Source organism: Halopseudomonas litoralis (assembly GCF_900105005.1).
Taxonomy (GTDB): Bacteria; Pseudomonadota; Gammaproteobacteria; order Pseudomonadales; family Pseudomonadaceae; genus Halopseudomonas; species Halopseudomonas litoralis.
Map to the genome: position 1 here is coordinate 2,354,228 of NZ_LT629748.1, position 22,359 is coordinate 2,376,586.

Annotated in this window: 22 protein-coding genes; 6 read left to right on the top strand and 16 right to left on the bottom strand. The window is 59.9% G+C overall.

Annotated elements, in window-relative coordinates; genetic code table 11:
- Positions 1-25 precede the first annotated feature (25 nt).
- The gene (locus BLU11_RS11465; protein WP_090273469.1) at positions 26-1,225 is read left to right on the top strand and encodes a sugar transporter; all 1,200 of its coding nucleotides are present in this window, start codon (positions 26-28) and stop codon (positions 1,223-1,225) included.
- 40 nt (positions 1,226-1,265) lie between these two features.
- Positions 1,266-1,955: a spermidine synthase gene (locus BLU11_RS11470; RefSeq protein ID WP_090273470.1), complete on the top strand. Its 690-nt coding sequence runs from the start codon at positions 1,266-1,268 to the stop codon at positions 1,953-1,955.
- A 22-nt stretch (positions 1,956-1,977) separates the two neighbouring features.
- Here BLU11_RS11470 and BLU11_RS11475 read toward each other — a convergent pair whose 3' ends face one another.
- Entirely contained in the window at positions 1,978-2,514 is a 537-nt protein-coding gene (locus tag BLU11_RS11475) for a peroxiredoxin (RefSeq protein ID WP_090273471.1), read from the bottom strand.
- A gap of 148 nt (positions 2,515-2,662) precedes the next feature.
- Here BLU11_RS11475 and BLU11_RS11480 point away from each other — a divergent pair, with 148 nt between their 5' ends.
- A complete protein-coding gene (locus BLU11_RS11480; RefSeq protein ID WP_090273472.1) occupies positions 2,663-3,388 on the top strand; it encodes a tellurite resistance TerB family protein in 726 nt (241 codons plus the stop codon).
- Between the two features lie 122 nt (positions 3,389-3,510).
- Here BLU11_RS11480 and BLU11_RS11485 read toward each other — a convergent pair whose 3' ends face one another.
- Together BLU11_RS11485 and BLU11_RS11490 are read right to left on the bottom strand one after the other, a co-directional pair.
- Positions 3,511-4,284, bottom strand: coding sequence for an enoyl-CoA hydratase (locus BLU11_RS11485; protein WP_090273473.1), 774 nt, complete (start codon positions 4,282-4,284; stop codon positions 3,511-3,513).
- A 175-nt stretch (positions 4,285-4,459) separates the two neighbouring features.
- On the bottom strand, positions 4,460-4,972 hold the full coding sequence (locus tag BLU11_RS11490) for a gluconokinase (protein ID WP_090273474.1): 513 nt from the start codon (positions 4,970-4,972) through the stop codon (positions 4,460-4,462).
- A 409-nt stretch (positions 4,973-5,381) separates the two neighbouring features.
- Between BLU11_RS11490 and BLU11_RS11495 the strand changes: the two genes are divergently transcribed.
- Both BLU11_RS11495 and BLU11_RS11500 read left to right on the top strand, forming a co-directional pair.
- Positions 5,382-7,376 (top strand): carboxylesterase/lipase family protein, encoded by a 1,995-nt coding sequence (locus BLU11_RS11495; RefSeq protein ID WP_172828688.1) that lies wholly within the window; start codon positions 5,382-5,384, stop codon positions 7,374-7,376.
- A 307-nt stretch (positions 7,377-7,683) separates the two neighbouring features.
- The gene (locus tag BLU11_RS11500; protein WP_090273476.1) at positions 7,684-8,232 is read left to right on the top strand and encodes an NADPH-dependent FMN reductase; all 549 of its coding nucleotides are present in this window, start codon (positions 7,684-7,686) and stop codon (positions 8,230-8,232) included.
- 78 nt (positions 8,233-8,310) lie between these two features.
- On the opposite strand, the gene BLU11_RS11505 is transcribed toward BLU11_RS11500, so the two are convergent.
- From BLU11_RS11505 to BLU11_RS11560, 12 genes are all read right to left on the bottom strand, one after another.
- Positions 8,311-9,600 (bottom strand): adenylosuccinate synthase, encoded by a 1,290-nt coding sequence (locus BLU11_RS11505; protein WP_090273477.1) that lies wholly within the window; start codon positions 9,598-9,600, stop codon positions 8,311-8,313.
- 34 nt (positions 9,601-9,634) lie between these two features.
- Complete coding sequence (locus BLU11_RS11510) at positions 9,635-10,828, bottom strand: ATP phosphoribosyltransferase regulatory subunit (RefSeq protein WP_090273478.1); 1,194 nt, start codon at positions 10,826-10,828, stop codon at positions 9,635-9,637.
- Between the two features lie 15 nt (positions 10,829-10,843).
- A complete protein-coding gene (locus BLU11_RS11515; RefSeq protein WP_090273479.1) occupies positions 10,844-11,029 on the bottom strand; it encodes a DUF2065 domain-containing protein in 186 nt (61 codons plus the stop codon).
- A 121-nt stretch (positions 11,030-11,150) separates the two neighbouring features.
- The gene (gene hflC / locus BLU11_RS11520; protein WP_090273480.1) at positions 11,151-12,023 is read right to left on the bottom strand and encodes a protease modulator HflC; all 873 of its coding nucleotides are present in this window, start codon (positions 12,021-12,023) and stop codon (positions 11,151-11,153) included.
- Positions 12,023-13,219, bottom strand: a complete 1,197-nt coding sequence (hflK, locus tag BLU11_RS11525) for an FtsH protease activity modulator HflK (RefSeq protein ID WP_090273481.1) — start codon at positions 13,217-13,219, stop codon at positions 12,023-12,025. Before hflK ends, hflC begins: the two co-directional genes overlap by 1 nt.
- A gap of 118 nt (positions 13,220-13,337) precedes the next feature.
- Complete coding sequence (gene hflX / locus BLU11_RS11530) at positions 13,338-14,639, bottom strand: ribosome rescue GTPase HflX (RefSeq protein WP_090273482.1); 1,302 nt, start codon at positions 14,637-14,639, stop codon at positions 13,338-13,340.
- 17 nt (positions 14,640-14,656) lie between these two features.
- A complete protein-coding gene (gene hfq, locus BLU11_RS11535; protein ID WP_090273483.1) occupies positions 14,657-14,905 on the bottom strand; it encodes an RNA chaperone Hfq in 249 nt (82 codons plus the stop codon).
- Positions 14,906-14,967: 62 nt separating this feature from the next.
- Positions 14,968-15,942 carry a tRNA (adenosine(37)-N6)-dimethylallyltransferase MiaA gene (gene miaA, locus BLU11_RS11540; protein WP_090273484.1) on the bottom strand — a complete coding sequence of 325 codons (975 nt, stop codon included), beginning with the start codon at positions 15,940-15,942 and terminating at the stop codon, positions 14,968-14,970.
- Entirely contained in the window at positions 15,943-17,802 is a 1,860-nt protein-coding gene (mutL, locus tag BLU11_RS11545; protein WP_090273485.1) for a DNA mismatch repair endonuclease MutL, read from the bottom strand. It lies immediately after the preceding gene.
- A gap of 20 nt (positions 17,803-17,822) precedes the next feature.
- The gene (locus BLU11_RS11550; RefSeq protein WP_090273486.1) at positions 17,823-19,220 is read right to left on the bottom strand and encodes an N-acetylmuramoyl-L-alanine amidase; all 1,398 of its coding nucleotides are present in this window, start codon (positions 19,218-19,220) and stop codon (positions 17,823-17,825) included.
- A 14-nt stretch (positions 19,221-19,234) separates the two neighbouring features.
- A complete protein-coding gene (gene tsaE / locus BLU11_RS11555) occupies positions 19,235-19,717 on the bottom strand; it encodes a tRNA (adenosine(37)-N6)-threonylcarbamoyltransferase complex ATPase subunit type 1 TsaE (protein WP_172828689.1) in 483 nt (160 codons plus the stop codon).
- Positions 19,714-20,607 carry an NAD(P)H-hydrate dehydratase gene (locus BLU11_RS11560; RefSeq protein ID WP_231702195.1) on the bottom strand — a complete coding sequence of 298 codons (894 nt, stop codon included), beginning with the start codon at positions 20,605-20,607 and terminating at the stop codon, positions 19,714-19,716. Before BLU11_RS11560 ends, tsaE begins: the two co-directional genes overlap by 4 nt.
- A gap of 65 nt (positions 20,608-20,672) precedes the next feature.
- Here BLU11_RS11560 and queG point away from each other — a divergent pair, with 65 nt between their 5' ends.
- Positions 20,673-21,746, top strand: coding sequence for a tRNA epoxyqueuosine(34) reductase QueG (gene queG, locus BLU11_RS11565; RefSeq protein ID WP_090273489.1), 1,074 nt, complete (start codon positions 20,673-20,675; stop codon positions 21,744-21,746).
- On the opposite strand, the gene orn is transcribed toward queG, so the two are convergent.
- Positions 21,736-22,278, bottom strand: a complete 543-nt coding sequence (gene orn / locus BLU11_RS11570) for an oligoribonuclease (protein ID WP_090273490.1) — start codon at positions 22,276-22,278, stop codon at positions 21,736-21,738. The genes queG and orn overlap by 11 nt on opposite strands.
- Positions 22,279-22,359: the final 81 nt, after the last annotated feature.

Below are 22,359 nucleotides of genomic sequence, written 5' to 3' on the forward strand. Positions count from 1 at the left end.
CTCTCCTATTCTGGTTTCACTCTTCATGACAACGTCGGATACCGCCCCTCAGGGCAGCTGGCTCAGTGTGGTTGCGCTGGCCTTGGCCGCTTTCATTTTCAATACCACGGAATTCGCGCCCGTGGCGCTGCTCAGCGACATTGGCGCCAGCTTCGACATGCTGCCCGAACAGGTCGGCCTGATGCTGACGGTATACGCCTGGCTGGTGGCCCTGGCGTCACTGCCGCTGATGCTGCTGACGCGCAATATAGAGCGTCGCCGACTGCTGGTCGGCGTGTTCCTGCTGTTCATCGTCTGTCACCTGCTGTCCTATGTGGCGTGGAGCTACGATGTGCTGGTGCTCAGCCGCGCCGGTATCGCTCTGGCCCACGCGGTATTCTGGTCGATCACCGCCTCTCTGGCGGTGCGCGTTGCGCCGCCAGGCAGAGAAGCGCAGGCGTTGGGTCTGCTGGCCACCGGGACCACTCTGGCCATGGTGCTCGGTATCCCCCTGGGCCGGCTGGTCGGCCAGTTGGTCGGCTGGCGTGTCACCTTCCTGGGTGTTGCTGTGCTGGCATTACTGACCATGGTGTGCCTGATGCGCATGCTGCCGCTACTGCCCAGTCAGAATGCCGGGTCGCTCAAGAGCCTGCCGGTATTGTTGAAGCGCCCTGCGCTGATGGCGGTCTATGTGCTGGTGGTGCTGGGCGTCACGGCGCACTTCACCGCCTATAGCTATATCGAGCCCTTTGCCCGCGAAATAGGCGGCCTGATCGGTAATCAGATCACCGGACTGCTGCTGTTGTTCGGTGGTGCCGGGCTGTTCGGCGCCCTGCTGTTCAGCCGCTACAGCCCTTACTATCCGCGCAGCGTGCTGGTGGGCACCTTGCTCGCATTGGCTCTGTGCATGTTGCTGCTTCTGTATTCGGCCGACACCTTCTGGGGCCTGGGCTTGGTCTGTTTTGTCTGGGGCATCGCCATCCTCTGTTTCACGCTCGCCTTGCAATCGCGGGTACTGAAGATGGCCTCCGATGCCACTGACGTGGCGATGGCATTGTTCTCGGGACTGTACAACGTGGGTATCGGCGCGGGCGCCCTGCTGGGCAGCCAGATAACCATCCAGATGGGGCTGGCCAACGTCGGCCTGGTGGGCGGTGCTTTGGCCCTGGGCGCCCTTCTGCTGTGCCTCACCGCAATGTGGCGCCTTGCTCCACAGATGCCGGTAGCGCAGAGAGCCGCCACCTGATCAGGCATACTGCCGCCTTTACTGCTGACCTGAGATCGCCATGAAACGCTACGTTCTGCTCGATACCGCGCCCATTCCCAATAACGGCGGCGCCCTGTGCCTGTTCGAATATGGCGAGGATTTTGTCATCAAGCTGGAGGGCGGCAAGGGCGGGCAGCTGATGAATACGCGCATGCACGGCTCCGAAGATGCGCTGGCTGCGATCCCTTGCAAGAAGATCGCGGCACGGCCCCGCGCTCGGGTATTGATTGGTGGTTTGGGTATGGGCTTCACCCTCGCTTCAGCGCTGCAGCATTTGCTTGAAGATGCCGAAGTGCAGGTGGCGGAGCTGGTGCCCGGGGTCATCGAATGGAATCGCGGGCCGCTCGGTGCCAAGGCCGGCAATCCCATGTTGGATGCTCGGGCCAGGGTGCTCAACGAGGACGTGGCGAAGATCCTGCAGGCGGAGCCCAGGGGTTTCGACGCCATCATGTTGGACGTGGACAATGGTCCCGAAGGGCTTACCCACAGCAACAACAATTGGTTGTATTCCCTTGATGGGTTGACGGCCTGCGCTCGCGCGCTGAGACCCAAGGGTATACTCGCCGTCTGGTTCGCGACCGCTGATCGCCAATTCTCCAACCGGCTCGGCAAGGCAGGCTTCAGGGCTGAAGAAGTGCAGGTGTTCGCCCACGGCAATCGCGGCGCGCGTCATACCATCTGGATTTGCGAGTTGAAGTCAGGCGCCTAGACAAACGTCTGGGGCCACTCGGCTATTGCGCGGTCTCGCGTCGCTCGATACCCAGTTCCCCCAGGGTCGCGGCCATGTCCTCTGCGGAGGAGGCCGGCTCCACATCCGTATCTATCTTCAGCACCCGGCCATCCTTGCCAATATAGACAGTGTGACGCCTGGCAAAACCCAGCGGGTGCAGTACGCCATAGGCCTTGGCTACCGACTTGTCTTCATCGCTGAGCAACGGGAAGTCGGCGCCGGTCTCGGCAGCAAACCCCTTGTTCTTGCTCAGCGGGTCGACACTGACCATGAAATAGACAGCATCGTATTCACGGATCAGATGGCCATTCTCCGCCAGAGATTTGCATTCGATGGTGCAGCCGGAAGTGTAGGCGCGGGGAAACCAGGCCAGCACCACCGCCTGCTTGTCCCGATAATCCGCCAGACGATGGATTTCACCGTCCGAGCCGGGCAGTTCGAAATCCGGTGCTTGATCACCCACTTCCAGTGCCTGGACCGACGCTGCCAACAGGACCATTCCCATGCCCGGCAGCCATCGTTTGAAACAATTGAACATGGATTTTGCTCCTGCTCGATTCTGAAGAAGTATAGGCTTGAAGCTTTCCGCCACGGAACCCAGCGTGCCAGTGTGTATCCACATTAGCTGCAGGATGATGGAATTACCACAGCGGCCCCCACCTTCAATCAGTTCCACAGAGGTAAGCATGAACACACGCAGTCTGCTCGATCAATTGCTCAATGCGGGAAAGGACCTGTTGCAGAACCAGAACCAGAGCACCGGCCAGTCCAATCCGACGGCCCCACCGGCAACCGGCTCAACCGGCTCTCCCCTGGGCGGACTGCTCGGCAGCATTGGTGGCGGCGCGCTGGGCGGCGGCGCGGTAAGTCTGCTGCTGGGCAGCAAGAAGGCGCGCAAGATGGGTGGCAAGGTGGTTGCCTATGGCGGTCTGGCGGCGCTGGGCGTGGTGGCATACAAGGCGTACAGCAACTGGCAGACCCAGAAGCAGAATCAGCCCGGCGTACCGGCAATCGAGGATACACCACGAACCGTCGACCGCGTTCCGGCCATCGAGGTGGAACAACACAGCCAGGCGATCCTGCGCGCCATCATCGGCGCAGCCAAGGCCGACGGTCATATCGATGATCGCGAGCGGGAGCTGATCGATGGTGAAGTCGCCAAGCTGACCGGCGACTCACAGCTCAAACAATGGTTTGATCAGGAGCTGCGCAAGCCACTGGACCCTTCCGATGTAGCTCGCTCGGCCAGCACTCCGGAAATCGCCGCGGAAATGTATCTGGCCAGCATCATCATGGTCGATGAAGAAAGCTATATGGAGCGTGCCTATCTCGACGAACTGGCCCGCCAGCTGAAACTCGAACCGGCATTGAAAACAGAGCTGGAAACCCAGGCGCAGGTCGCGCTGCGCTGAGCCCACTACTGTGCCCGGCTCCTGCAGTTCAATCAGTATTGCAGGAGCCAGGCAAGCAAACCCTCATGGCGAGAGACCGGTCGGCCCTGACAGAGGACAGAGCGCGTTGTTGCCGAGGCCTCTCAGTTTTTGCCCACCCGACTGAAATCCGGCTTGCGCTTCTCCGCAAAAGCCAGGAATGCTTCCTTGGCCTCTGCACTCCGTAGCTGGGAAGAGAATATGCGGCTTTCACGTTCCATATGCTCCAGCACCTGCTCGGTGTTGCGCATCAGCCCCTTGGCCAACGCCAAAGCACCGGCTGGCTTACTCGCCACCAAGGTCGCCATGCGCTGAGTTTCGGCTCGCAACTGATCACGACTGACCACTCGATTGGCCAAGCCCCAGGCCAACGCATCCGCAGCGTCTATGGGCTCACCCAACGCGAACATCTCGAAGGCCCGGACATGACCAATGCGCAGCGGCATGAGCAGGCTGGAGCTGGCCTCAGGCACCAACGCCAGGTTGATGAAAGGAGCGATCAACTGGGCGTCGTCGGCCAGCAGGACCATGTCGCAGTGCAGCAGCATGGTCGTACCCACACCGACCGTCTTACCCTGCACTGCAGCGATTACCGGTTTGCTGGCGATAACAATGTTCCGCAGGAACCGCTCAACATGACGCACCGCCGGGCCGTTGCCGGTGGACTGCTGGGTGAACTCACCCAAGTCATTACCGGCGGAAAAGATTTCACCATCGGCCTGAATGACTGCAACCCGGATATCTGCTTCCGCTTCAACCCGTTCCAGCGCATCGGCCAGTGCCCCATACATGGTGTTGGTCAGTGCGTTCTTCTTTTCCGGGCGGGAGATGGTGATAGTCAGTACGCCCCCACTCAACTCGGTAGTTACTTCGCTCATCGGTTGCTCCTGAGGAATATTGTGGTTTTTATCAAGAGCCCGACAGTAGCCGCGTGTAGCGCGCAACGTCCAGATAAAGCCTGATGAATCAACAACCTTGTGCGGACGACATCGGCCTGGTGAATAAACCCAGAGGTGTTCCTGGATTTCCCGGCAGGCTCTATGCCCGTTGGTACTAGCCGGTCTTCCACCAATCAACCGCCTGACGACTGATTTCCGCTACGGGTAATGCCGCATCCACCGTCAACACCCGGGGTTCGTTGTCCGGCCTCTGCAGCGTGGCGAACTGGCTGCTGATCAACTCCAGCGACATGAAATGCCCCTTGCGCAAAGCGGCACGGCGCTGCACTTCAGTCTGATCAATATCCAGAAACACGAACCCCAATGCTGGCACGGCTGCCCGCAGCCGATCCCGATAGCAACGCTTCAATGCCGAACAACTCAACACCGGCTTCTGCCCCGCCGCCACCGCGCTCGTCAGCAATTCACCAAGCTGCTTCAGCCACTCTGAACGATCGGCATCATCCAGTGCGATACCACTGCGCATCTTCTTGATGCTGGCGGCACTGTGGAACAGATCGCCTTCGATATATATACCACCAGCGCCCTGTGCGATGGCCTCGGCAATAGTGCTCTTGCCGCAGGCAGTCACACCCATGACCACCAAAGCAGGAATGCCATGCTGCATGAGAGTTATGCTCCCGAGGTCGTGAATGACACCCCCATTCTAGACAAAATAGAAAATGACTGATCATTCTATTCATGAATGACAGGTCACTACTGAACGACTGTCACTCGTCGACTGATGAGTCAAATTCATCAGGCAAAGGGAGCCGCAGGCGCTCTGCGCCGCAGAGACATATAAGAAAAACGCCTCATTGCAATTTCCCGGATCGCCGGTGCGTCCAGGCCTTCGTTGTCGCTCTTACCCTTTGAAGCAGTATACCCAGGCTACGTCTCACGGCTCGCTGCCTATACTGGCTTGCGTTCCCGCTCTGGGACATAAGGTCCTTTCGTCCACCACGGATATGGACTCGAAATATGCATAGCCAGGGAATGGCGAGAGGCTTAAAACAACAATAATGGGAGTTCCATTCATGTATCGCATGTTCAAACCAGGCAACCGTTCGGTTGTATTGGCCGTTTCCCTGCTGCCCCTGGCACTGTCTGGCTGCTTCGGTGGCTCGTCTTCTTCCTCCTCGAAACCCGATGTGCTCACCGGCACCTTTATCGACAGCGCTGTCTCCGGACTCGATTACGAAGGTAGCGACACCGCCGCGGCGACCACGGACGAGCAAGGTGAATTCCATTACCGAGCGGGAGAAACCATCAGTTTCTCCATTGGCGATCTGTCACTGGGCTCGGCCAAAGGCGCGGAAGTACTCACTCCGCTGAGCATTACCGAGGGGGCGGAATCAGCAACTGATCAACGAGTGACCAACAAGCTCATCCTGTTGCAGACGCTGGATGCCGACGGGCACCTCAACAACGGCATTCAGCTCACCGATGCCATCCGCGATGTCGTGTCCTTGCAGGCAGCACAGATCGATTTCGATCAGACGCCCGCCGCCTTTCGCACCAGCCTGACTCCGTTGCTGGCAGAGCTTGAGAGCGCCGGGGCATTCAGCGATACCGACCCGCGCCCACGCACCGTTACTGCAGCCGACGCCGCCCTGGAACATTCCACCCGCGCCGCCAGCGTGCGCCATCTGGTGCAGACCGACGGCGGCGAGTTGAGTGGTTTCGAAGCTGACGAGAATACCTGGCAGTTTCTCGGTATACCCTACGCCCAACCGCCATTGGGCGATCTGCGGTGGCGCGCGCCGCAGCCGCTTGAGTCCTGGACCGGAACCCGGGATGCCATCGCCTGGAGTGATCAGGCCGCACAGAACCCCGGCCTGGAACGCTTCGGTGAAGGCGGCATGAGTGAAGACTCGCTCTATCTCAATGTCACCGCGCCCAAGGACGCCGACGGCCTGCCGGTCATGGTCTGGTTCCATGGCGGTGGCTTCACCTCGCTGACCAGCAATACCAAACCATTCAACAACCCCAAGGCGCTGGCCAGCAAAGGCGTCGTCCAGGTCTCGGTCAACCACCGACTCGGGCCGTTCGGTTATATCGCCCATCCCGATCTGAGCGCGGAAAGCGGTTATGGCGGTTCCGGCAATTACGGCCAGATGGACCTGGTTGCCGCGTTGAAATGGGTGCAGACCAATATTGAGGCGTTCGGCGGCGACCCGGGTAACGTCACCATCTTTGGTGAATCGGGTGGCGGTCGCAAGGTCTTGTCGCTGATGTCTTCACCTCAGGCCGCGGGGCTGTTCCACCGGGCCATCAGCCAGAGCGGCACGCTGCATCCGGATACCCGCACCCTGGCCAGTGCCGAGGCCATCGGCGTGCAACTTCAACAACGACTGCAAGCCGCCTCGCTGGAAGAAATGCGCGAGCGCAGCTGGCTGCAGGTGATGCAGGCCGGGGCGGCACTGGTGCCCTATACCAACGTTGACTACCACTACCAGCCCTACAGCGAACGGGAAGCCTTCGAAAGCGCCAGACAGAACGATGTGCCTTTCATGTTCCTGATCAACACCAACGACACCGAAGAACCCATCGCGACCGTGCTGGAGGTATTTCCCTGGATGGCGGGGCTGAATACCGCGCCGCAGTACGCCATGCACTTCAGCCAGCAACCCGCCGGTTGGAAAGCCCAAGGCGTCACCGCCTACCACGCGGCGGAGCTGGCCTACCTGTTCAACATGCCAGAGAGCGTAATCACCCATTACCAGCTGGGGCTGGTCATCGACCCGGCCACCGGACAATCACTGGAGATCGGTGATCTGAACGGCAACGGCGTCAGTGGCTCCCAGGGCGATCCGGCAGACATCTTCGCCTCTGCCGGCTTCGACGCTACCGATGACGCGGTGATCGAGCAGATGATGACTATGTGGAGCAACTTCGCCCGGACCGGCGACCCTAGCATCACTGATGAACTGGAATTCCCGCTATATGATGCGCAAGCCCAGCGCTATGTCGAGCTGGGTGCCGAAGCAGAGGTGAAGACCTGGATTTCGGAGGTGTTTACCGATGAATGACGCCGCCAGTTAATACCGCTATCAGAAGCAAATCAAGGGCAGCCCTCGGGCTGCCCTCTTCTTCAGCTTTCCCCAACAGGTAAACCAATCCCTGCGACCGTTGTTTGCGCTGGGCAGTAGCCTGCTTGCTGTTGGTAATGCTGCTGATCATTATCAGCAGGCGCTTCAGATAACATCGATTTATTCGATATCTATGACGTAAATTTCGCGCTTTATACATCTATCTTGGTGATCGATAATCAACCATCGATCAAATCCAGCAACCTCAGTTTCGCCATGTCGCAGCATGGCCTTTTGGAGAGAATTCATGAGCAAGATACAGGTGGCAATCGTTGTCGGCAGCAATCATAGCGGCTCCATCAATCGGCAGTACGCCCAGGCGCTGGCCAGACTGCTGCCAGTCCATTTCAACGTCAGCTATCCGCAGATCGACGACCTGCCGATGTACAGCCTCGATCTTGAAGGCGAACGCCCCGCCAGTGTGAACCGCTTCAGCAGAGAGATCGCCGCCGCAGATGCAGTGCTGATTGTCACTCCCGAGCATAACCGTTCGTTGCCTGCGGTATTGAAGAATGCCATCGACTGGGGCTCCAAGCCGATGGACAAGAACGTGTGGCGCGACAAACCCGTGGCTATCACCGGCACCTCGCCGGGCGCCATCGGATCGGCGCTGGCGCAGCAGCACTTGCGTCAGATCATGAGCATTCTTGGTTCGGTGGTGTTGGGCGGCGAAGCCTACATCCAGTTCAAGCCCGAGCTGATCACCGCCGAAGGCGATATCGGCGCCGCCAGCCGTGATTTCCTTCAGGCTTACATGGATCGTTTTGTGTGGTTGACGGAGAAGCTGAAGGGCTGAAGACCGTCGCGGTCCGCCCGGCAGATACTCCCACGCTGAGCGTGGGATTAATCAGGTAGGGTTGTTAAACGACCTTGATCAGAAGATCTGCTGCTGGATGATGGTTTCGTTGCGGTCAGGGCCGGTGGAGATGATGTCGATCGGCGCACCCACCAACTCCTGGATCCGCGCGATATAAGCCTGTGCATTGGCAGGCAGTGCATCCAGAGACTGGATACCCAGAGTCGACTCGCTCCAGCCGGGCACTTCTTCGTAGACCGGCTCCAGGCCGATGTAGCTGTCCGCGTCGCTCGGCGCTTCCAGCACGTCACCTTCGGCGTTGCGATAGCCCACACAGATCTGAATCGCATCCAGACCATCAAGCACATCCAGCTTGGTCAGACACAGACCACTGATGCTGTTGATCTCGATGGCACGACGCAGAATGACCGCATCGAACCAGCCGCAACGGCGCGCGCGACCGGTGGTGGAACCGAACTCGTGACCACGCTGGGCCAGACGCTCACCCGTGCCATCGAACAGCTCAGTCGGGAACGGACCCGAGCCAACCCGGGTGGTATAGGCCTTGGTGATACCCAGCACATAATCCAGGTACAGAGGGCCAAAACCGGAACCGGTGGCGGTACCGCCGGCAGTGGTATTGGAGCTGGTGACATAAGGGTAGGTGCCGTGGTCGATATCCAGCAGCGAGCCCTGAGCGCCTTCAAACATGATGTTGACGCCATCGCGACGCAGTTCATGCAGACGTGCGGTGACGTCTTGCATCAAGGGCTTCAGCCATTCTGCATACTCCATGGCGTCATCCAGTGTCTTCTGGAAATCAACCGGCTCAACCTTGTAATAGTTCTGCAGAACAAAGTTGTGGTACTCCAGCACCTCGGCCAGCTTGACGGCAAAACGCTCGGGATTGAACAGGTCACCAACGCGCAGACCACGGCGGGAAACCTTGTCCTCGTAAGCCGGCCCGATTCCGCGGCCGGTGGTACCGATCTTGTCTTCTCCGCGTGCCAGTTCACGGGCCTGATCCAGGGCCACGTGATAAGGCAAGATCAGCGGACAGGCCGGGCTGATGCGCAGACGCTCACGCACCGGTACGCCCTTGGCTTCCAGGCCGGTCAATTCCTTGAGCAGCGCCTCAGGGGACAGCACTACGCCGTTGCCGATGTAGCACATCACATTCTCGCGCAGGATACCCGAGGGGATAAGGTGTAGAACCGTCTTCTCACCGTCGATCACCAGCGTGTGTCCGGCATTGTGCCCGCCCTGATAGCGCACCACGGCGGAAACCTGTTCGGTCAGCAGATCAACGATCTTGCCCTTGCCCTCATCGCCCCATTGGGTGCCCAGGATGACAACATTCTTACCCATGTTCAGCTCTTGCCTCACTTGTTAGGAACTGGCCCTAGGCCATGGAAATTTCTTTTACCTGCCAACCATCATTCTCGAAGCGCAGAATGCGGTCACAACCGAAATCCGCTGCTTCGGCGTCACGCTGACCGGGCAGTGCAACTATCACCCGTTCGCCGGCACGGCGCAGCTGCATCACCTTGTCCTGCAAACCGGACTGGTTCGCGTTCGGCGCCCAGATGCCGTGCTCACGACTGCCGCCTTCGATCTGGCCACAGGCGACCAGCAGGCGCAGGTCGGTGGAAAAGCCGGTGGCCGGACGCGCGCGCCCGAAGTCCCGACCGATCTCGTCGTAACGGCCGCCCTGAGCAATGCTCTGACCGGTGCCGGCAACGAACGCGGCAAAGCTCACGCCCGTGTGATAGTGATAGCCACGCAGCTCGGCAAGATCGAAATACAGCGGTACCGCAGGATAGCGTCGGGAAATCACCTGGGCGATTTCCGCCAGCTCATCAAGCGCAGCCATGATCGATTCCGGAGCACCGTCCAACACCACGTGGGCACGTTCCAGCACCTCGACACCACCGGACAGCTCGGCAAGACTGCACAGCATGGCGGCCAGTGATGATTGTTCGATACGCGAAGTCAGTTCATGCACCTCGTCCACCGCCTTGCGCTGCAAGGCATCGAACAATGCACGCTCAGCGGCGCCATCCAGACCGGCGGCCTGTACCAGCCCGCGGTAGATGCCGACGTGACCGATATCCAGATGCACGCCCTCTACGCGGCTGGCCGCCAGGGTCTCCAGCATCAGCGCAATGACTTCGATGTCGCTGGCACTGGAGGCATCGCCGTAGAGTTCGGCACCCAGCTGAATCAGGCTGCGGGAGGTGGACAGGGGCCGCGGCAGGGTATGCAGAACACTACCGCAATAGCATAGACGACTGGGACCTTCCGCACCCAGGGTGTGCGCATCAATGCGCGCCACCTGGGGGGTGATGTCGGCACGCAGGCCGAGCATGCGCCCGGACAGCTGGTCGATCATCTTGAAGGTTTGCAATTCCAGATCATGACCGGAGCCGGTCAGGAGAGATTCGAGGTACTCGATGTGCGGGGTGATGACCAGGTCATACCCCCAGCGGGAGAATAGATCCAGCAATTGCCGGCGGGCTGCTTCGGTACGTGCGGCCTCTGCAGGCAGCACTTCTTCGATCCCGTCAGGCAACAGCCAGCGATCAACAGTAGGCATCTTCACAACCTTTATCTAGCGGATCAGGTATAGACAGGCGGTACCTGTCAGCATGCTCAGCAGTCCGGCAATGCGCAATTGACGGTCGCTCATACCGCTCACTTCGGCCAGCATTCGCTTCCAAAGGCGGGGAGCCAGAAATGGCATCAAACCTTCCAGTACAAGCACCAGACACAGCGCCGCGGCCAGGCTCTGCCACATCTACTCAAACCTCTTTCCGGAACTGCCGGTCACAAAAAAGCCGGGATGACCCGGCTGCGCGATTGTAACATGTTTTCGACTGGCTACACCCGTTCGTTGGACGAGTGTAGCCAGTCTCAACTCAGGGCTGTTGAGAACCCTTGAAAAACTTGAAGAAATCACTCTGCGGGTCAAGCACCAGCACATCGGATTTATTCGAGAAGCTTTCCCGGTAGGCCTGCAGGCTGCGATAGAAAGAATAGAACTCAGGATCCTTGTTATACGCTTCTGCATAGATGGCCGCCGCTTCGGCATCGCCCTGACCTCGGATCTCCTCGGCCTCGCGGAAGGCTTCAGCGAGAATCACTCGCTGCTGACGATCAGCATCGGCGCGAATACCTTCGCCCAGCTCGCGGCCCTTGGCGCGGTGCTCGCGGGCTTCACGCTCACGCTCGGAACTCATCCGCTCGAATACACTGCGGTTGACCTCACGCGGCAGATCCATGCCCTTTACCCGCACGTCCAGCACCTCAATGCCCAGCTCGCGACGCGCGCTGTCATTCAAGTCGGCGGTAATGTCGGCCATCAGTTGGTCACGCTCACCTGCTACAACCTCATGCAAGGTGCGGCGCGCCACTTCGTTACGCAGACCCGACTCGAGCTGGCGCGACAGACGTTCTTCAGCAATGGAACGCACACCGGAAGTAGCAGTGTAGTACCGCTGCACATTGGCAATACGCCACTTGGCAAAGGAATCCACCATCAGCGCCTTCTTCTCCAGCGTCAGATAGCGCTGAGTGGCGGTATCCAGCGTCAGCAGACGGCCATCGAACAGCTTGGCTTCCTGCACGAAGGGCAACTTGAAGTGCAGTCCCGGCGGCACATCATCGCGTACGACCTTACCGAACTGCAGCACCAAGCCACGCTGGGTCTGCTCGACGATGAAGAAACTGTTCAAACCAACCACGATCAACACCAGCGCGGCTATGAGTCCGAATATCGACTTGCTACTCATCAGCGAGCCTCCCTTGAACGCAGATCGCGCTGCTGCAATTGCACCGGCAGACGTGTCGAAGCATCTGCTCCGGTAGTGGACTGCGCAGACGAAGAGGACGAGCCTCCGCTACCCTGCTGCATCAACTTGTCGATCGGCAGGTACAGTAGATTATTACTGCCATCGCCCGACACCATGATCTTACTGGTATTGCTCAGCACTTCCTGCATGGTTTCGATGAACATGCGCTCGCGCATCACTTCCGGCGCCTGACGGTACTCGGTCATCAGCAGGTTGAAGCGTTCTGCCTCACCCTCTGCCCTGGCGACCATCGCCTGGCGGTAACCACTGGCTTCCTCCAACAGACGCTGGGCTTGACCACGGGCTTCCGGGATTACGCCGTTGGCGTAGGATTCAGCCTGGTTGCGCTCACGCACCTCGTCTTCCCGAGCACGGATCACATCATCAAAGGCATCCTGCACTTCGGCCGGTGCCTGGGCACTTTCGATGTTCACCTGAACCACGGTGATGCCGGTCTGATAGGCATCCAGATAACGCTGCAGACGCTCGGTGGTTTCCACACCCATCTGTTCACGACCTTCGGTCAGTACCTGGTGCATCGAGGTGGAACCAACCACGTGACGCAGGGCACTTTCGGTGGCATGGCGCAGACTGATCTCCGGATCTTCGACTTTCAATACGAAATCTTCCAGATTGGAGATCCGGTATTGCACCGCCAAAGGAACCTCAACGATGTTCTCATCCTCAGTCAGCATCTGACCCTGTTGACGATAGGAGCGAACCTGGGTGACGTTGCGCTGGAATTTCTTCTCGATCGGCGGGAAATAGATATGCAGACCGGATTCAACGGTACGGTTGTATTCACCGAAGCGCAGCACGACCGCCTGCTCCTGCTCGTCGACCTTGTAGATGGCGCTGAACAGCCAGAAAACGAACAGAATCAGTACGCCGATGATCCACAATCCCTTGGGAATGCCCTGACCACCGCCGACACGGCGACCGTTGCCGCCGTCACCATTGCCACGTTTCTTTTTGCCGAAGATGCCGTTCAGGCTGTCCTGCAGTTTGCGCAGCGCCTCGTCCAGATCGGGCGGCCCCTGCTTACCGCCGCGATTATCACCGCCACGGTTACCGCCACTTCCCCAGGGATCCTGGTTATTCGAATTGTTACCGCCACCAGGCTCATTCCACGCCATAGCGTTCTCCGTTGTCCAAAACCATGAAACTGCCTCTGCCGGCGTGGATGGCCGGCGCAGTCATTTCCGCAATCCTACAGCAAATGCCGACCGCTGCGCGAACCGCAACCGCTATCCATTATTGCAAAGTGTGTTGTTCGAGAAATCTTTCCAGCTGCCAACCTTCACGCTTGAGCAGGCGATTGAAATCGCTGCGCTGCAAACGCAGATCCAGTTCCTGCCGGCCATCTTCCGCAATACGCTCTGCAGTGACCGCACCGACCGCGTAGAACTGCGCCCGCAGCCGCGCCTCATCATGCCCCAACACAATGCTCTGCTGGACGACATCCTCCGACAGACGCTCGGCAATGGCCTGAGCCAGCAGATCCAGCCCGACACCATCTCGAGCAGACACCCAGACCCGGACAGCCACGCCATTACCATCGCGCTGGATCTGCGGCTCGAAGTGCTCCAGCAGATCGATCTTGTTGTAGACCTCCAGCATGGGCAATGCACTGGCACCGATCTCGTCCAGGACGAGGTTCACCTGCTCGATGTTCGACATGCGTTCGGCATCCGCCGCATCGATCACGTGCAGCAGCAGGTCGGCCTGACTGGATTCCTCCAGCGTGGCGCGAAACGCTTCAACCAGTTTATGTGGCAGATGGCGGATAAACCCGACGGTATCGGCCATGATCACTGGACCGATATCATCCAGCTCGACTCGACGCAAGGTGGGGTCAAGCGTGGCGAACAGCTGATCAGCGGCATACACCGCAGATTCAGTAAGCATGTTGAACAGTGTGGATTTGCCGGCGTTGGTATAACCGACCAGCGAGACGACGGGGACTTCTGCGCGACGTCGCGCACGACGCGCCTGCTCGCGTTGGCTGCGCACTTTTTCCAGACGTTTGCTGATCTGCTTGATACGCGCGCGCAACAGGCGACGGTCGGTTTCGAGCTGGGTTTCACCCGGACCGCGCAGACCGATACCGCCCTTCTGCCGCTCAAGGTGAGTCCAGCCGCGGACCAGACGAGTGCTCAGGTGATCCAGCTGGGCAAGCTCGACCTGCAGCTTGCCCTCATGGGTACGGGCGCGTTGAGCAAAGATATCCAGAATCAGGCCGGTACGATCAATCACGCGACACTCAAGCTCACGCTCGAGGTTGCGCTCCTGACTCGGGGTCAGCACATGATTGAAGATAACCAGGTCGCTTTCTGCCGACTTGACCAGGCCGCGTAACTCTTCGACCTTGCCGGCGCCGATGAGAAAGCGAGGGCTGGGCTGATAGCGGCTGATATTCAGGAAGTCAGCGACCTCCGCCCCTGCCGAACGTACCAGTTCGAGAAACTCATGAGGGTCTTCACGGTTCTGCTCATCCTGGCCTTCCAGGTGAACGAGTACTGCACGTTCACCTCCCTCATGGCGTTCAAAGAACAATCAGGCCTCCCGTACTATCAAGGATTGCCAGCCTCGACTTCATCACCCGGCGCCGGCAAACGGACCGGACGACCCGGAACCACTGTCGAAATCGCGTGCTTGTAGACCATCTGGCTGACGGTGTTCTTCAGCAGAATGACGAACTGGTCGAAAGATTCGATCTGGCCCTGCAGCTTGATGCCATTGACCAGGTAGATGGATACCGGAACACGTTCCTTGCGCAGAACGTTCAGGTAAGGGTCTTGTAGTGAATGCCCTTTTGACATTGCCTCACTCCTTATGGAAACCATTATGGGAACCGCTTATAAATTGAAAACATATGAAAAAACTATATGGCGATTGACCCGAGGTGTTTCAAGAGCTTGTCCGATCTTTTCGGATCCAGGCTGTCGAACCATTCAATTTCCTCATGCCAACCGCGCAGCCAGGTAAACTGCCGCTTTGCCAACTGCCGGGTGGCAATCACACCGCGTTCGACCATTTCATCGAGGGAGAGTTTCCCTTCGAGATAATCCCACGCCTGCCGGTACCCAACTGCACGCACCGATGGCATCGACACATCCAGATCACCGCGCGCATGCAAAGCTTCCACTTCTGCAATGAACCCCTGTTCAAGCATCAGCGAAAAACGCAAGGCGATACGTTCATGGAGGATATGCCGCTCTTGGGGAGCCACAACCACATAGCGCGTAGTATAGGACATATTAGCCCCGCCAGTCGCCTTGCTTTCGGCATTTTCAAGCGCTTGACGGGCATGCCAATCGGTCAGCGTCACGCCGCTCAGCAGAAACACCTCGTAGGCACGCTGAATGCGCTGCGGGTCATTGCGGTGAATACGCGCCGCAGAGGTCGGATCGACCTTCGCCAGCTCGGCGTGAACCGCCTCCCAGCCGTGCTCCAGCGCCATGACCTCGATGCGCTGGCGCACCGCCGGATCGGCGGCCGGCATCTGTGCCAGGCCGCCAGCCAGCGCTTTGTAATACAGCATGGTACCGCCGACCAGCAGCGGAATACGGCCACGGCCGATGATCTCGGTGATCAGCGCTTGGGCGTCATGGCGAAAACGCGCAGCCGAGTAGGCTTCGGCCGGATCGAGAATATCCACCAGATGATGCGGGTAGCGCGCCAGGGTCGCGGCATCGGGCTTGGCTGTACCTATATCCATGCCGCGATAGACCAGCGCTGAATCGACACTGATCAACTCGCAAGGCAGGTGCTCGGCCAGGTGCAACGCCATGTCGGTCTTGCCCGCGGCCGTCGGCCCCATCAGGCAGATGACCGTGGGGGTGACAGACGATGTCATCTAGCGGCCCCGCAAGAACAGCTTGTCCAGCTCGCCCATGCTCATGCGCGTCCAGGTGGGACGCCCATGGTTGCATTGGCCGCTGCGTTCGGTCTGCTCCATGTCACGCAACAGCCCATTCATTTCCGCCAGGGTCAGGCGCCGGTTGGCGCGCACCGAACCATGGCAGGCCATGGTTGCCAACAGCTCATTGCGGTGCGCCTCGATGCGGTCGCTGGTACCGAATTCCATCAGATCGGACAGCACATCCTGCACCAGTTGCGCGGCATCGGCCTGGCGCAGCAGCGCCGGAATTTCGCGGATGGCCAGCGTCTCCGGCCCCATGCGCTGCAGGGCAAATCCCAGCCGGGCAAACCAGGCAGCATGCTCCTCGGCGCAATCGGCCTGGCTCTGGCTCACCGCCATAGATTCGGGCACCAGCAGCGGTTGGCTGCGCAACCCCTCCAGCTCCATCGCCTGTTTCAGGCGTTCATAGGTGATGCGTTCATGGGCCGCGTGCATATCCACCACCACCAGCCCCTCGGCGTTTTCCGCAAGGATGAACACTCCATGCAACTGCGCCAGGGCATAGCCCAGCGGTGGGACCTCGCCAGCCTCTTCCGCCGTCGGCATCTGGGGCTGGCTGGCCGCTTCACCATAGAGCCCGGCATAAGCCTGACTCGCACCCGCCAGCGCCTGAGGTGAAGGGCGCTCCGGAGCGGAAGGCATGCTGGTCCAGGCAGCGGCCGGCTCATTGAGCGACATATGCGTCTGCCCGGAGAATACCCCGGCACTCAGGCCGCTCGCGGCAGGCACAGCCGTTGGCTGCAATACCTCGTCGCCGGTCGACTCTTCCGCAGCCGGACCCTGCGAGTCCGGACGCTGATCCGCCAGAGCGCGATACAAGGTACTGAACAGGAAGTCATGCACCATGCGCCCATCACGAAAGCGCACCTCATGTTTGGTCGGATGCACGTTCACATCCACCACTGCGGGGTCCACTTCGAGAAACAGTACAAAGGTCGGATGACGGCCATTGAACAACACATCACGATAGGCCTGGCGCACCGCGTGGGCCACCAGCTTGTCGCGGATCAGGCGACCGTTGACGCAGAAATACTGCAGGTCGGCCTGGCTGCGGGAAAAAGTCGGCAACCCGACCCAGCCCCACAGCCGCAGTCCACTGCGTTCATGATCGATGGTCAGAGATTGCTCGACAAACGCCGGACCACAGATGCTGGCAACCCGCCTCTGCGCCTCCTGCTCGGTATGCGCCGGCCGCAGGCTGAGTACCGAGCGACCGTTGTGACGCAGATTGAAAGCCACATCGAAACGCGACAAGGCCAGGCGCTTGACGACTTCTTCAAGATGACCGAATTCGGTTTTTTCAGTGCGCAGGAACTTGCGCCGCGCCGGTGTATTGAAGAACAGGTCGCGCACTTCCACGGTGGTGCCGCGCGGATGCGCCGCCGGCTGTACACGCGGGTTCATGTCCCGGCCTTCGGTTTCCACCTGCCAGGCCTGATCCGCCGCTTCGGCGCAGGACGTCAGCATCAGCCGCGATACCGAGGCCACCGAGGCCAGCGCCTCACCCCGGAAACCCAGCGTCGCCACGCGCTCCAGGTCATCCAGATCCATGATCTTGCTGGTGGCATGCCGTGACAGCGCCAGCGGCAGGTCGCTTTCATCAATACCACAGCCGTCATCACGCACCCGCAGCAGCTTCACGCCGCCCTGCTCGACGTCGATATCGACACGCGTGGCGCCAGCATCCAGACTGTTTTCCAGTAATTCCTTGATCACCGAGGAGGGGCGTTCTACAACCTCACCAGCCGCGATCTGGTTGGCCAGTCGCGGATTCAACAATTGTATTCGGGGCATATCAGGCTTCAATGGCGGTATCAGGGGTCATTCTTGACCAGCATATTGCCAGCCGGCACCTGGAGCACCTGACCGACGCGGATCTGATCGCTGCCCAAACGGTTGGCCTGACGCAGACTTGCCAAGCTGACTTCATAGCGGGTGGCGATCATCGACAGGGTATCACCCCGGGTCACGGTATGCTCGCGTGGCCCCTGGGCCAGTTTGCCGCTGTTCTTCAAGGCAGCGATGCGGGTGCCGGGCGGCGGATTGCGATGAAAATAGCCGAGAATCCCGCTGTGCATGGCGCGCGCCAGGCCTTGCTGATGACTGCGTGTGACCAGTTTCCTGGCCTCACCGGGGTTGGAAATGAAGCCGGTCTCCACCAGGATCGAAGGAATGTCCGGCGACTTGAGCACCATGAAGCCGGCCTGCTCAACCCGACGCTTGTGCAGCGGAGTGAGTTTGCTGATCGAGCTCAACACCTGCTGCCCCACATCAAGGCTGGCGGAGAGGGTGGCCGTCATCGACAGGTCCAGAAGCACACTGGCCAGCACCTGGTCCCTGTTGTCCAGACTCACGCCACCTACCCCACCGATCAGGTCGGAACGGTTCTCCCGGTCCGCCAACAGGCGAGCGGTTTCCGAGGTGGCGCCTCGATCAGACAAGGCAAATACCGACGCACCGAAGGCACTGGGCCGGGTAAAGGCGTCAGCATGAATGGAGACGAACAGATCGGCGTTGTTTTTGCGGGCGATCTCGGTGCGTTTGCGCAGCGGGATGAAATAATCGCCGGTACGCACCAATACCGCCTTGAACCCCGGCTCCGCATCGATCATGCCCTTGAGTTCCTTGGCGATCGCCAGCACCACGTTCTTTTCCAGCGCCTTGTTATGACCGATGGCGCCCGGGTCCTCTCCGCCATGCCCGGCGTCCAGCGCGACGATGATGTCACGCTGCCCGGCTTCGACAACGGAACGGCTCGGGGTCTGCGGCAAGGGCGAGGCGCTCGGCTCTGCGGTAGCCGGCAGTCTGGGCTGCGGCTCGCTGTCATACAGGTCGATCACCAATCGGTGCCCGTATTGCTGGTTCGGTGGCAATGAGAAGCTCTTCGGCTTGACCCCGCGGGACAGATCCAGCACTACGCGCAGATCACTGCCATCCCGGGGCGCGGAACGCAGCCCGGTCAAGGGTGTATCCTTCAACGGCAGGTCGCTGGTGCTCGCGGAGAAGCTGGCACCGGAGATATCGATGACAATGCGTTCAGGGCTGGAAAGCGTGAACAATTTGTGGTCGGCCGGCCCGGTGAGGTCGAACACCAGCCGCGTGTTGTCCGGCGCCCGCCAGAGCCGCACGCTTTCGATCTGGGCCGCATGCAGCAGCCCGCCACATAGCATGCTGGCTGTCGCCAGCAGCACCGTCATGATGCGCGTGGTCATTATTCTGATTTTCGTCACGGCGTTGCTTCGCCTCTTGTGCTGTACAAGCTTTGGGCAGCAGCCAGGCCACGTTCCCCATGCCCGTCAATCTGCAACCTCCTACCCTCGCCGTCAATCGCGATGCTGATGACAAGATCCGGCTGCGGCAACATGCCTTCTCCCTTGGCAGGCCATTCTATCAGACACAGACTACTGTCCGAAAAGTAGTCTCGAATGCCGAGAAACTCCAGTTCTTCGGGATCGGCCAGCCGATACAGATCAAAATGATAAATAGTGCGCCGCCCCAACTCATAGGGCTCCACCAATGTGAAGGTCGGGCTCTTCACCGCACCAACATGACCGGCAGCGCGGATCAGACCACGACTCAATGTCGTCTTGCCGGCGCCGAGATCGCCCACCAACCAGACGCTGCCGCGCCAGTCAAGCACCTCACCAATGACGGCACCCAGGCGCTCCATGGCCTGATCACCTAGTGCATGCAATTCCAGGGTCATCAAATATTCCGATTCAGGTAATAACGTATGGATGAAATCAAATCGCTGGCCAGCATGCCCAACTGTCCATCTTGCTCTGCCACTCGGTCACCGGCCAGGGCATGCAGCAACACTGCATAGCGCGCGGCTGTGCCGGCGTCCAGATGCTGCGCCAGCAAGGCACCGACCACGCCGGACAACACGTCGCCCATACCGGCGCTGGCCATGCCCGGATTACCGTGCATGCATATGCCAGGCCGCTGCAGGTCGCCCGGGCCGGCCACCAGCGAGCCCACACCCTTGAGGACAGCTGCGCAGGCAAAGCGTTCCGCCAGTTGCTCGGCTGCGGTCAGCCGGTCGGCCTGGATATCGGCAGTACGGCAAGCCAGCAATCGGGCCGCTTCGGCGGGATGGGGCGTAATGACCGTCTGGCAACCCAGCCGAATCGGCCGGGACATGCTGGCGATACCATTCAACGCATCCGCATCGAGAATCCGCGGCACCTCGCGCTCAAGCACCTGAATCAGCATCTGTTCAGCCCAGGCGTCGCGCCCCAGCCCAGGCCCCAACACCACAGTGCTGGCCTGGCTCAGCAATGGTGGTAATTGTGCCGGATCATCCACCCCGTGCGCCATCACTTCCGGGCAACGGGCCAGCAAGGATGCAATATGCTCGCTGAGGGTCGCCACGCTGACCTTGCCGGCGCCGCAGCGCAGGGCCGCTTCTGCCGCCAGCATCACGGCGCCACCCATACCCTGATTGCCGCCTATGACCAGCAGATGACCGAACATGCCCTTATGCGCGTCTCGCGGGCGCGCCGGCAGACGTTGCTGATATACCGATAGGTCCAGACGTTCCAGCCCAGGCACGGCATTATCGTTATCCAGCGAAGAAGGAGATGAATCAAGACGCATGGGCATGTCACCCGAGTCAATGTCTGGCAGAATTATACGTTCACTCAAGCATAGACCCCAACCCCATGCCCGACACCAACGCCGATTACGCCCTGCTCGCTGCACAGATCCGCGACATTGCCGCCGAACTGGGATTTCAGCAGCTGGGCATCAGCGCGCCGGATATCGGTGCCCATGAGCAGCGTTTGCAGCAATGGCTGGACGCCGGCTACCACGGTGAGATGGAGTGGATGGCCAGCCATGGCAGCAAGCGCACACAGCCGGCTGAGCTGGTGCCGGGCACGCAGCGGGTCATCTCGGTGCGCATGGATTACCTGCCCCCTGATACCCGTATGGCGCGGCGCCTGGCCGATCGTGACGCGGCGTATATTTCCCGTTACGCCCTGGGACGGGATTATCACAAGCTGATCCGGCGCCGCCTGCAGCAGTTGGCCGAGCGCATCCAGACGCTGATCGGCCCGTTCGGCTTTCGGGCCTTCGTCGATAGCGCTCCGGTCATGGAGCGTGCACTGGCGACCCGTTCCGGGCTGGGCTGGATCGGCAAGAACACCATGTTGCTGAATCGCAAGGCCGGCAGTTTCTTCTTTCTCGGCGAGTTGTACACCGATCTACCGCTGCCCACCGATGACGCTTATGAGCAGGAACACTGTGGCAGCTGCACCGCCTGTCTGAGCAAGTGTCCGACGGACGCGTTCATCGGACCGCATGTACTGGATGCCAGGCGCTGCATTTCCTACCTGACCATCGAACTCAAGGGAGCGATTCCCGGGGAGTTGCGCCCACTGATGGGCAATCGGGTATTCGGCTGTGATGATTGCCAGCTGGTCTGCCCCTGGAACAAGTTCGCCAAACCCACCGCAGAGCGGGACTTCAGCCCACGCCATCAACTGGACCAGGCCGACCTGATCAGCCTGTTCCGCTGGGATGAAGAGCAATACCTGAAGAACACCGAAGGCTCACCCCTGCGCCGCATCGGTCATGAACGCTGGCTGCGCAACCTGGCCATCGGCCTGGGCAATGCCCATACCAGCATCCCGGTGATCGACGCATTGAACAGCCGGCTCGACCACCCTTCCGAGCTGGTACGCGAGCATGTGCAATGGGCATTGGCCCGGCATGGAGCCGCGGTCACACTTTGATGAAGTGCTCGCGGTAATACTGCAGCTCGGCGATCGAGTCGCGAATATCATCCATCGCCAGATGACTGCTTTCCTTGGTGAAGCCATCGCGCACCGCCGGCGCCCAACGCGCGGCCAGCTCCTTGAGCGTGGACACGTCAAGGTTACGATAATGGAAGAACTGCTCCAGGCTCGGCATGCCTCGGTACAGAAAGCGCCGGTCCTGACAGATGCTGTTGCCGCACATGGGTGAGCGCCCTGCCGGCACCCATTTGCAGAGGAACTCCAGGGTCATCTGTTCGGCTTCGGCCAGACTGATGACGCTGTCATTGACCCGCTGAACCAGGCCTGACTGATTGTGCTGACGGGTATTCCACTCATCCATCCCGTCCAGCAGCGCGTCAGGCTGTTTGATCGCCAACGCCGGCCCCTCGGCCAGCACGTTCAGCTGGGCATCAGTGATGATGGTGGCAATTTCGATGATCACGTCCTTGTCCGAATCAAGACCGGTCATTTCCAGGTCGATCCAGATCAAGTTGTCCGGGTGTTTCATATTCGCTCCTATCTGTTATGGATGCTGTTTTTCCGCCATCCCGAGTAGCTCCAGTATACGCGCCCCGTGCTACACTGCGGC

Coding starts and splice junctions, on each gene's coding strand:
- BLU11_RS11465 (WP_090273469.1), top strand. CDS start 26: ATGACAACGTCGGATACCGCCCCTCAGGGCAGCTGGCTCAGTGTGGTT.
- BLU11_RS11470 (WP_090273470.1), top strand. CDS start 1,266: ATGAAACGCTACGTTCTGCTCGATACCGCGCCCATTCCCAATAACGGC.
- BLU11_RS11475 (WP_090273471.1), bottom strand. CDS start 2,514: ATGTTCAATTGTTTCAAACGATGGCTGCCGGGCATGGGAATGGTCCTG.
- BLU11_RS11480 (WP_090273472.1), top strand. CDS start 2,663: ATGAACACACGCAGTCTGCTCGATCAATTGCTCAATGCGGGAAAGGAC.
- BLU11_RS11485 (WP_090273473.1), bottom strand. CDS start 4,284: ATGAGCGAAGTAACTACCGAGTTGAGTGGGGGCGTACTGACTATCACC.
- BLU11_RS11490 (WP_090273474.1), bottom strand. CDS start 4,972: ATGCAGCATGGCATTCCTGCTTTGGTGGTCATGGGTGTGACTGCCTGC.
- BLU11_RS11495 (WP_172828688.1), top strand. CDS start 5,382: ATGTATCGCATGTTCAAACCAGGCAACCGTTCGGTTGTATTGGCCGTT.
- BLU11_RS11500 (WP_090273476.1), top strand. CDS start 7,684: ATGAGCAAGATACAGGTGGCAATCGTTGTCGGCAGCAATCATAGCGGC.
- BLU11_RS11505 (WP_090273477.1), bottom strand. CDS start 9,600: ATGGGTAAGAATGTTGTCATCCTGGGCACCCAATGGGGCGATGAGGGC.
- BLU11_RS11510 (WP_090273478.1), bottom strand. CDS start 10,828: ATGCCTACTGTTGATCGCTGGCTGTTGCCTGACGGGATCGAAGAAGTG.
- BLU11_RS11515 (WP_090273479.1), bottom strand. CDS start 11,029: ATGTGGCAGAGCCTGGCCGCGGCGCTGTGTCTGGTGCTTGTACTGGAA.
- hflC (WP_090273480.1), bottom strand. CDS start 12,023: ATGAGTAGCAAGTCGATATTCGGACTCATAGCCGCGCTGGTGTTGATC.
- hflK (WP_090273481.1), bottom strand. CDS start 13,219: ATGGCGTGGAATGAGCCTGGTGGCGGTAACAATTCGAATAACCAGGAT.
- hfq (WP_090273483.1), bottom strand. CDS start 14,905: ATGTCAAAAGGGCATTCACTACAAGACCCTTACCTGAACGTTCTGCGC.
- miaA (WP_090273484.1), bottom strand. CDS start 15,942: ATGACATCGTCTGTCACCCCCACGGTCATCTGCCTGATGGGGCCGACG.
- mutL (WP_090273485.1), bottom strand. CDS start 17,802: ATGCCCCGAATACAATTGTTGAATCCGCGACTGGCCAACCAGATCGCG.
- BLU11_RS11550 (WP_090273486.1), bottom strand. CDS start 19,220: ATGACCACGCGCATCATGACGGTGCTGCTGGCGACAGCCAGCATGCTA.
- BLU11_RS11560 (WP_231702195.1), bottom strand. CDS start 20,607: ATGCGTCTTGATTCATCTCCTTCTTCGCTGGATAACGATAATGCCGTG.
- queG (WP_090273489.1), top strand. CDS start 20,673: ATGCCCGACACCAACGCCGATTACGCCCTGCTCGCTGCACAGATCCGC.
- orn (WP_090273490.1), bottom strand. CDS start 22,278: ATGAAACACCCGGACAACTTGATCTGGATCGACCTGGAAATGACCGGT.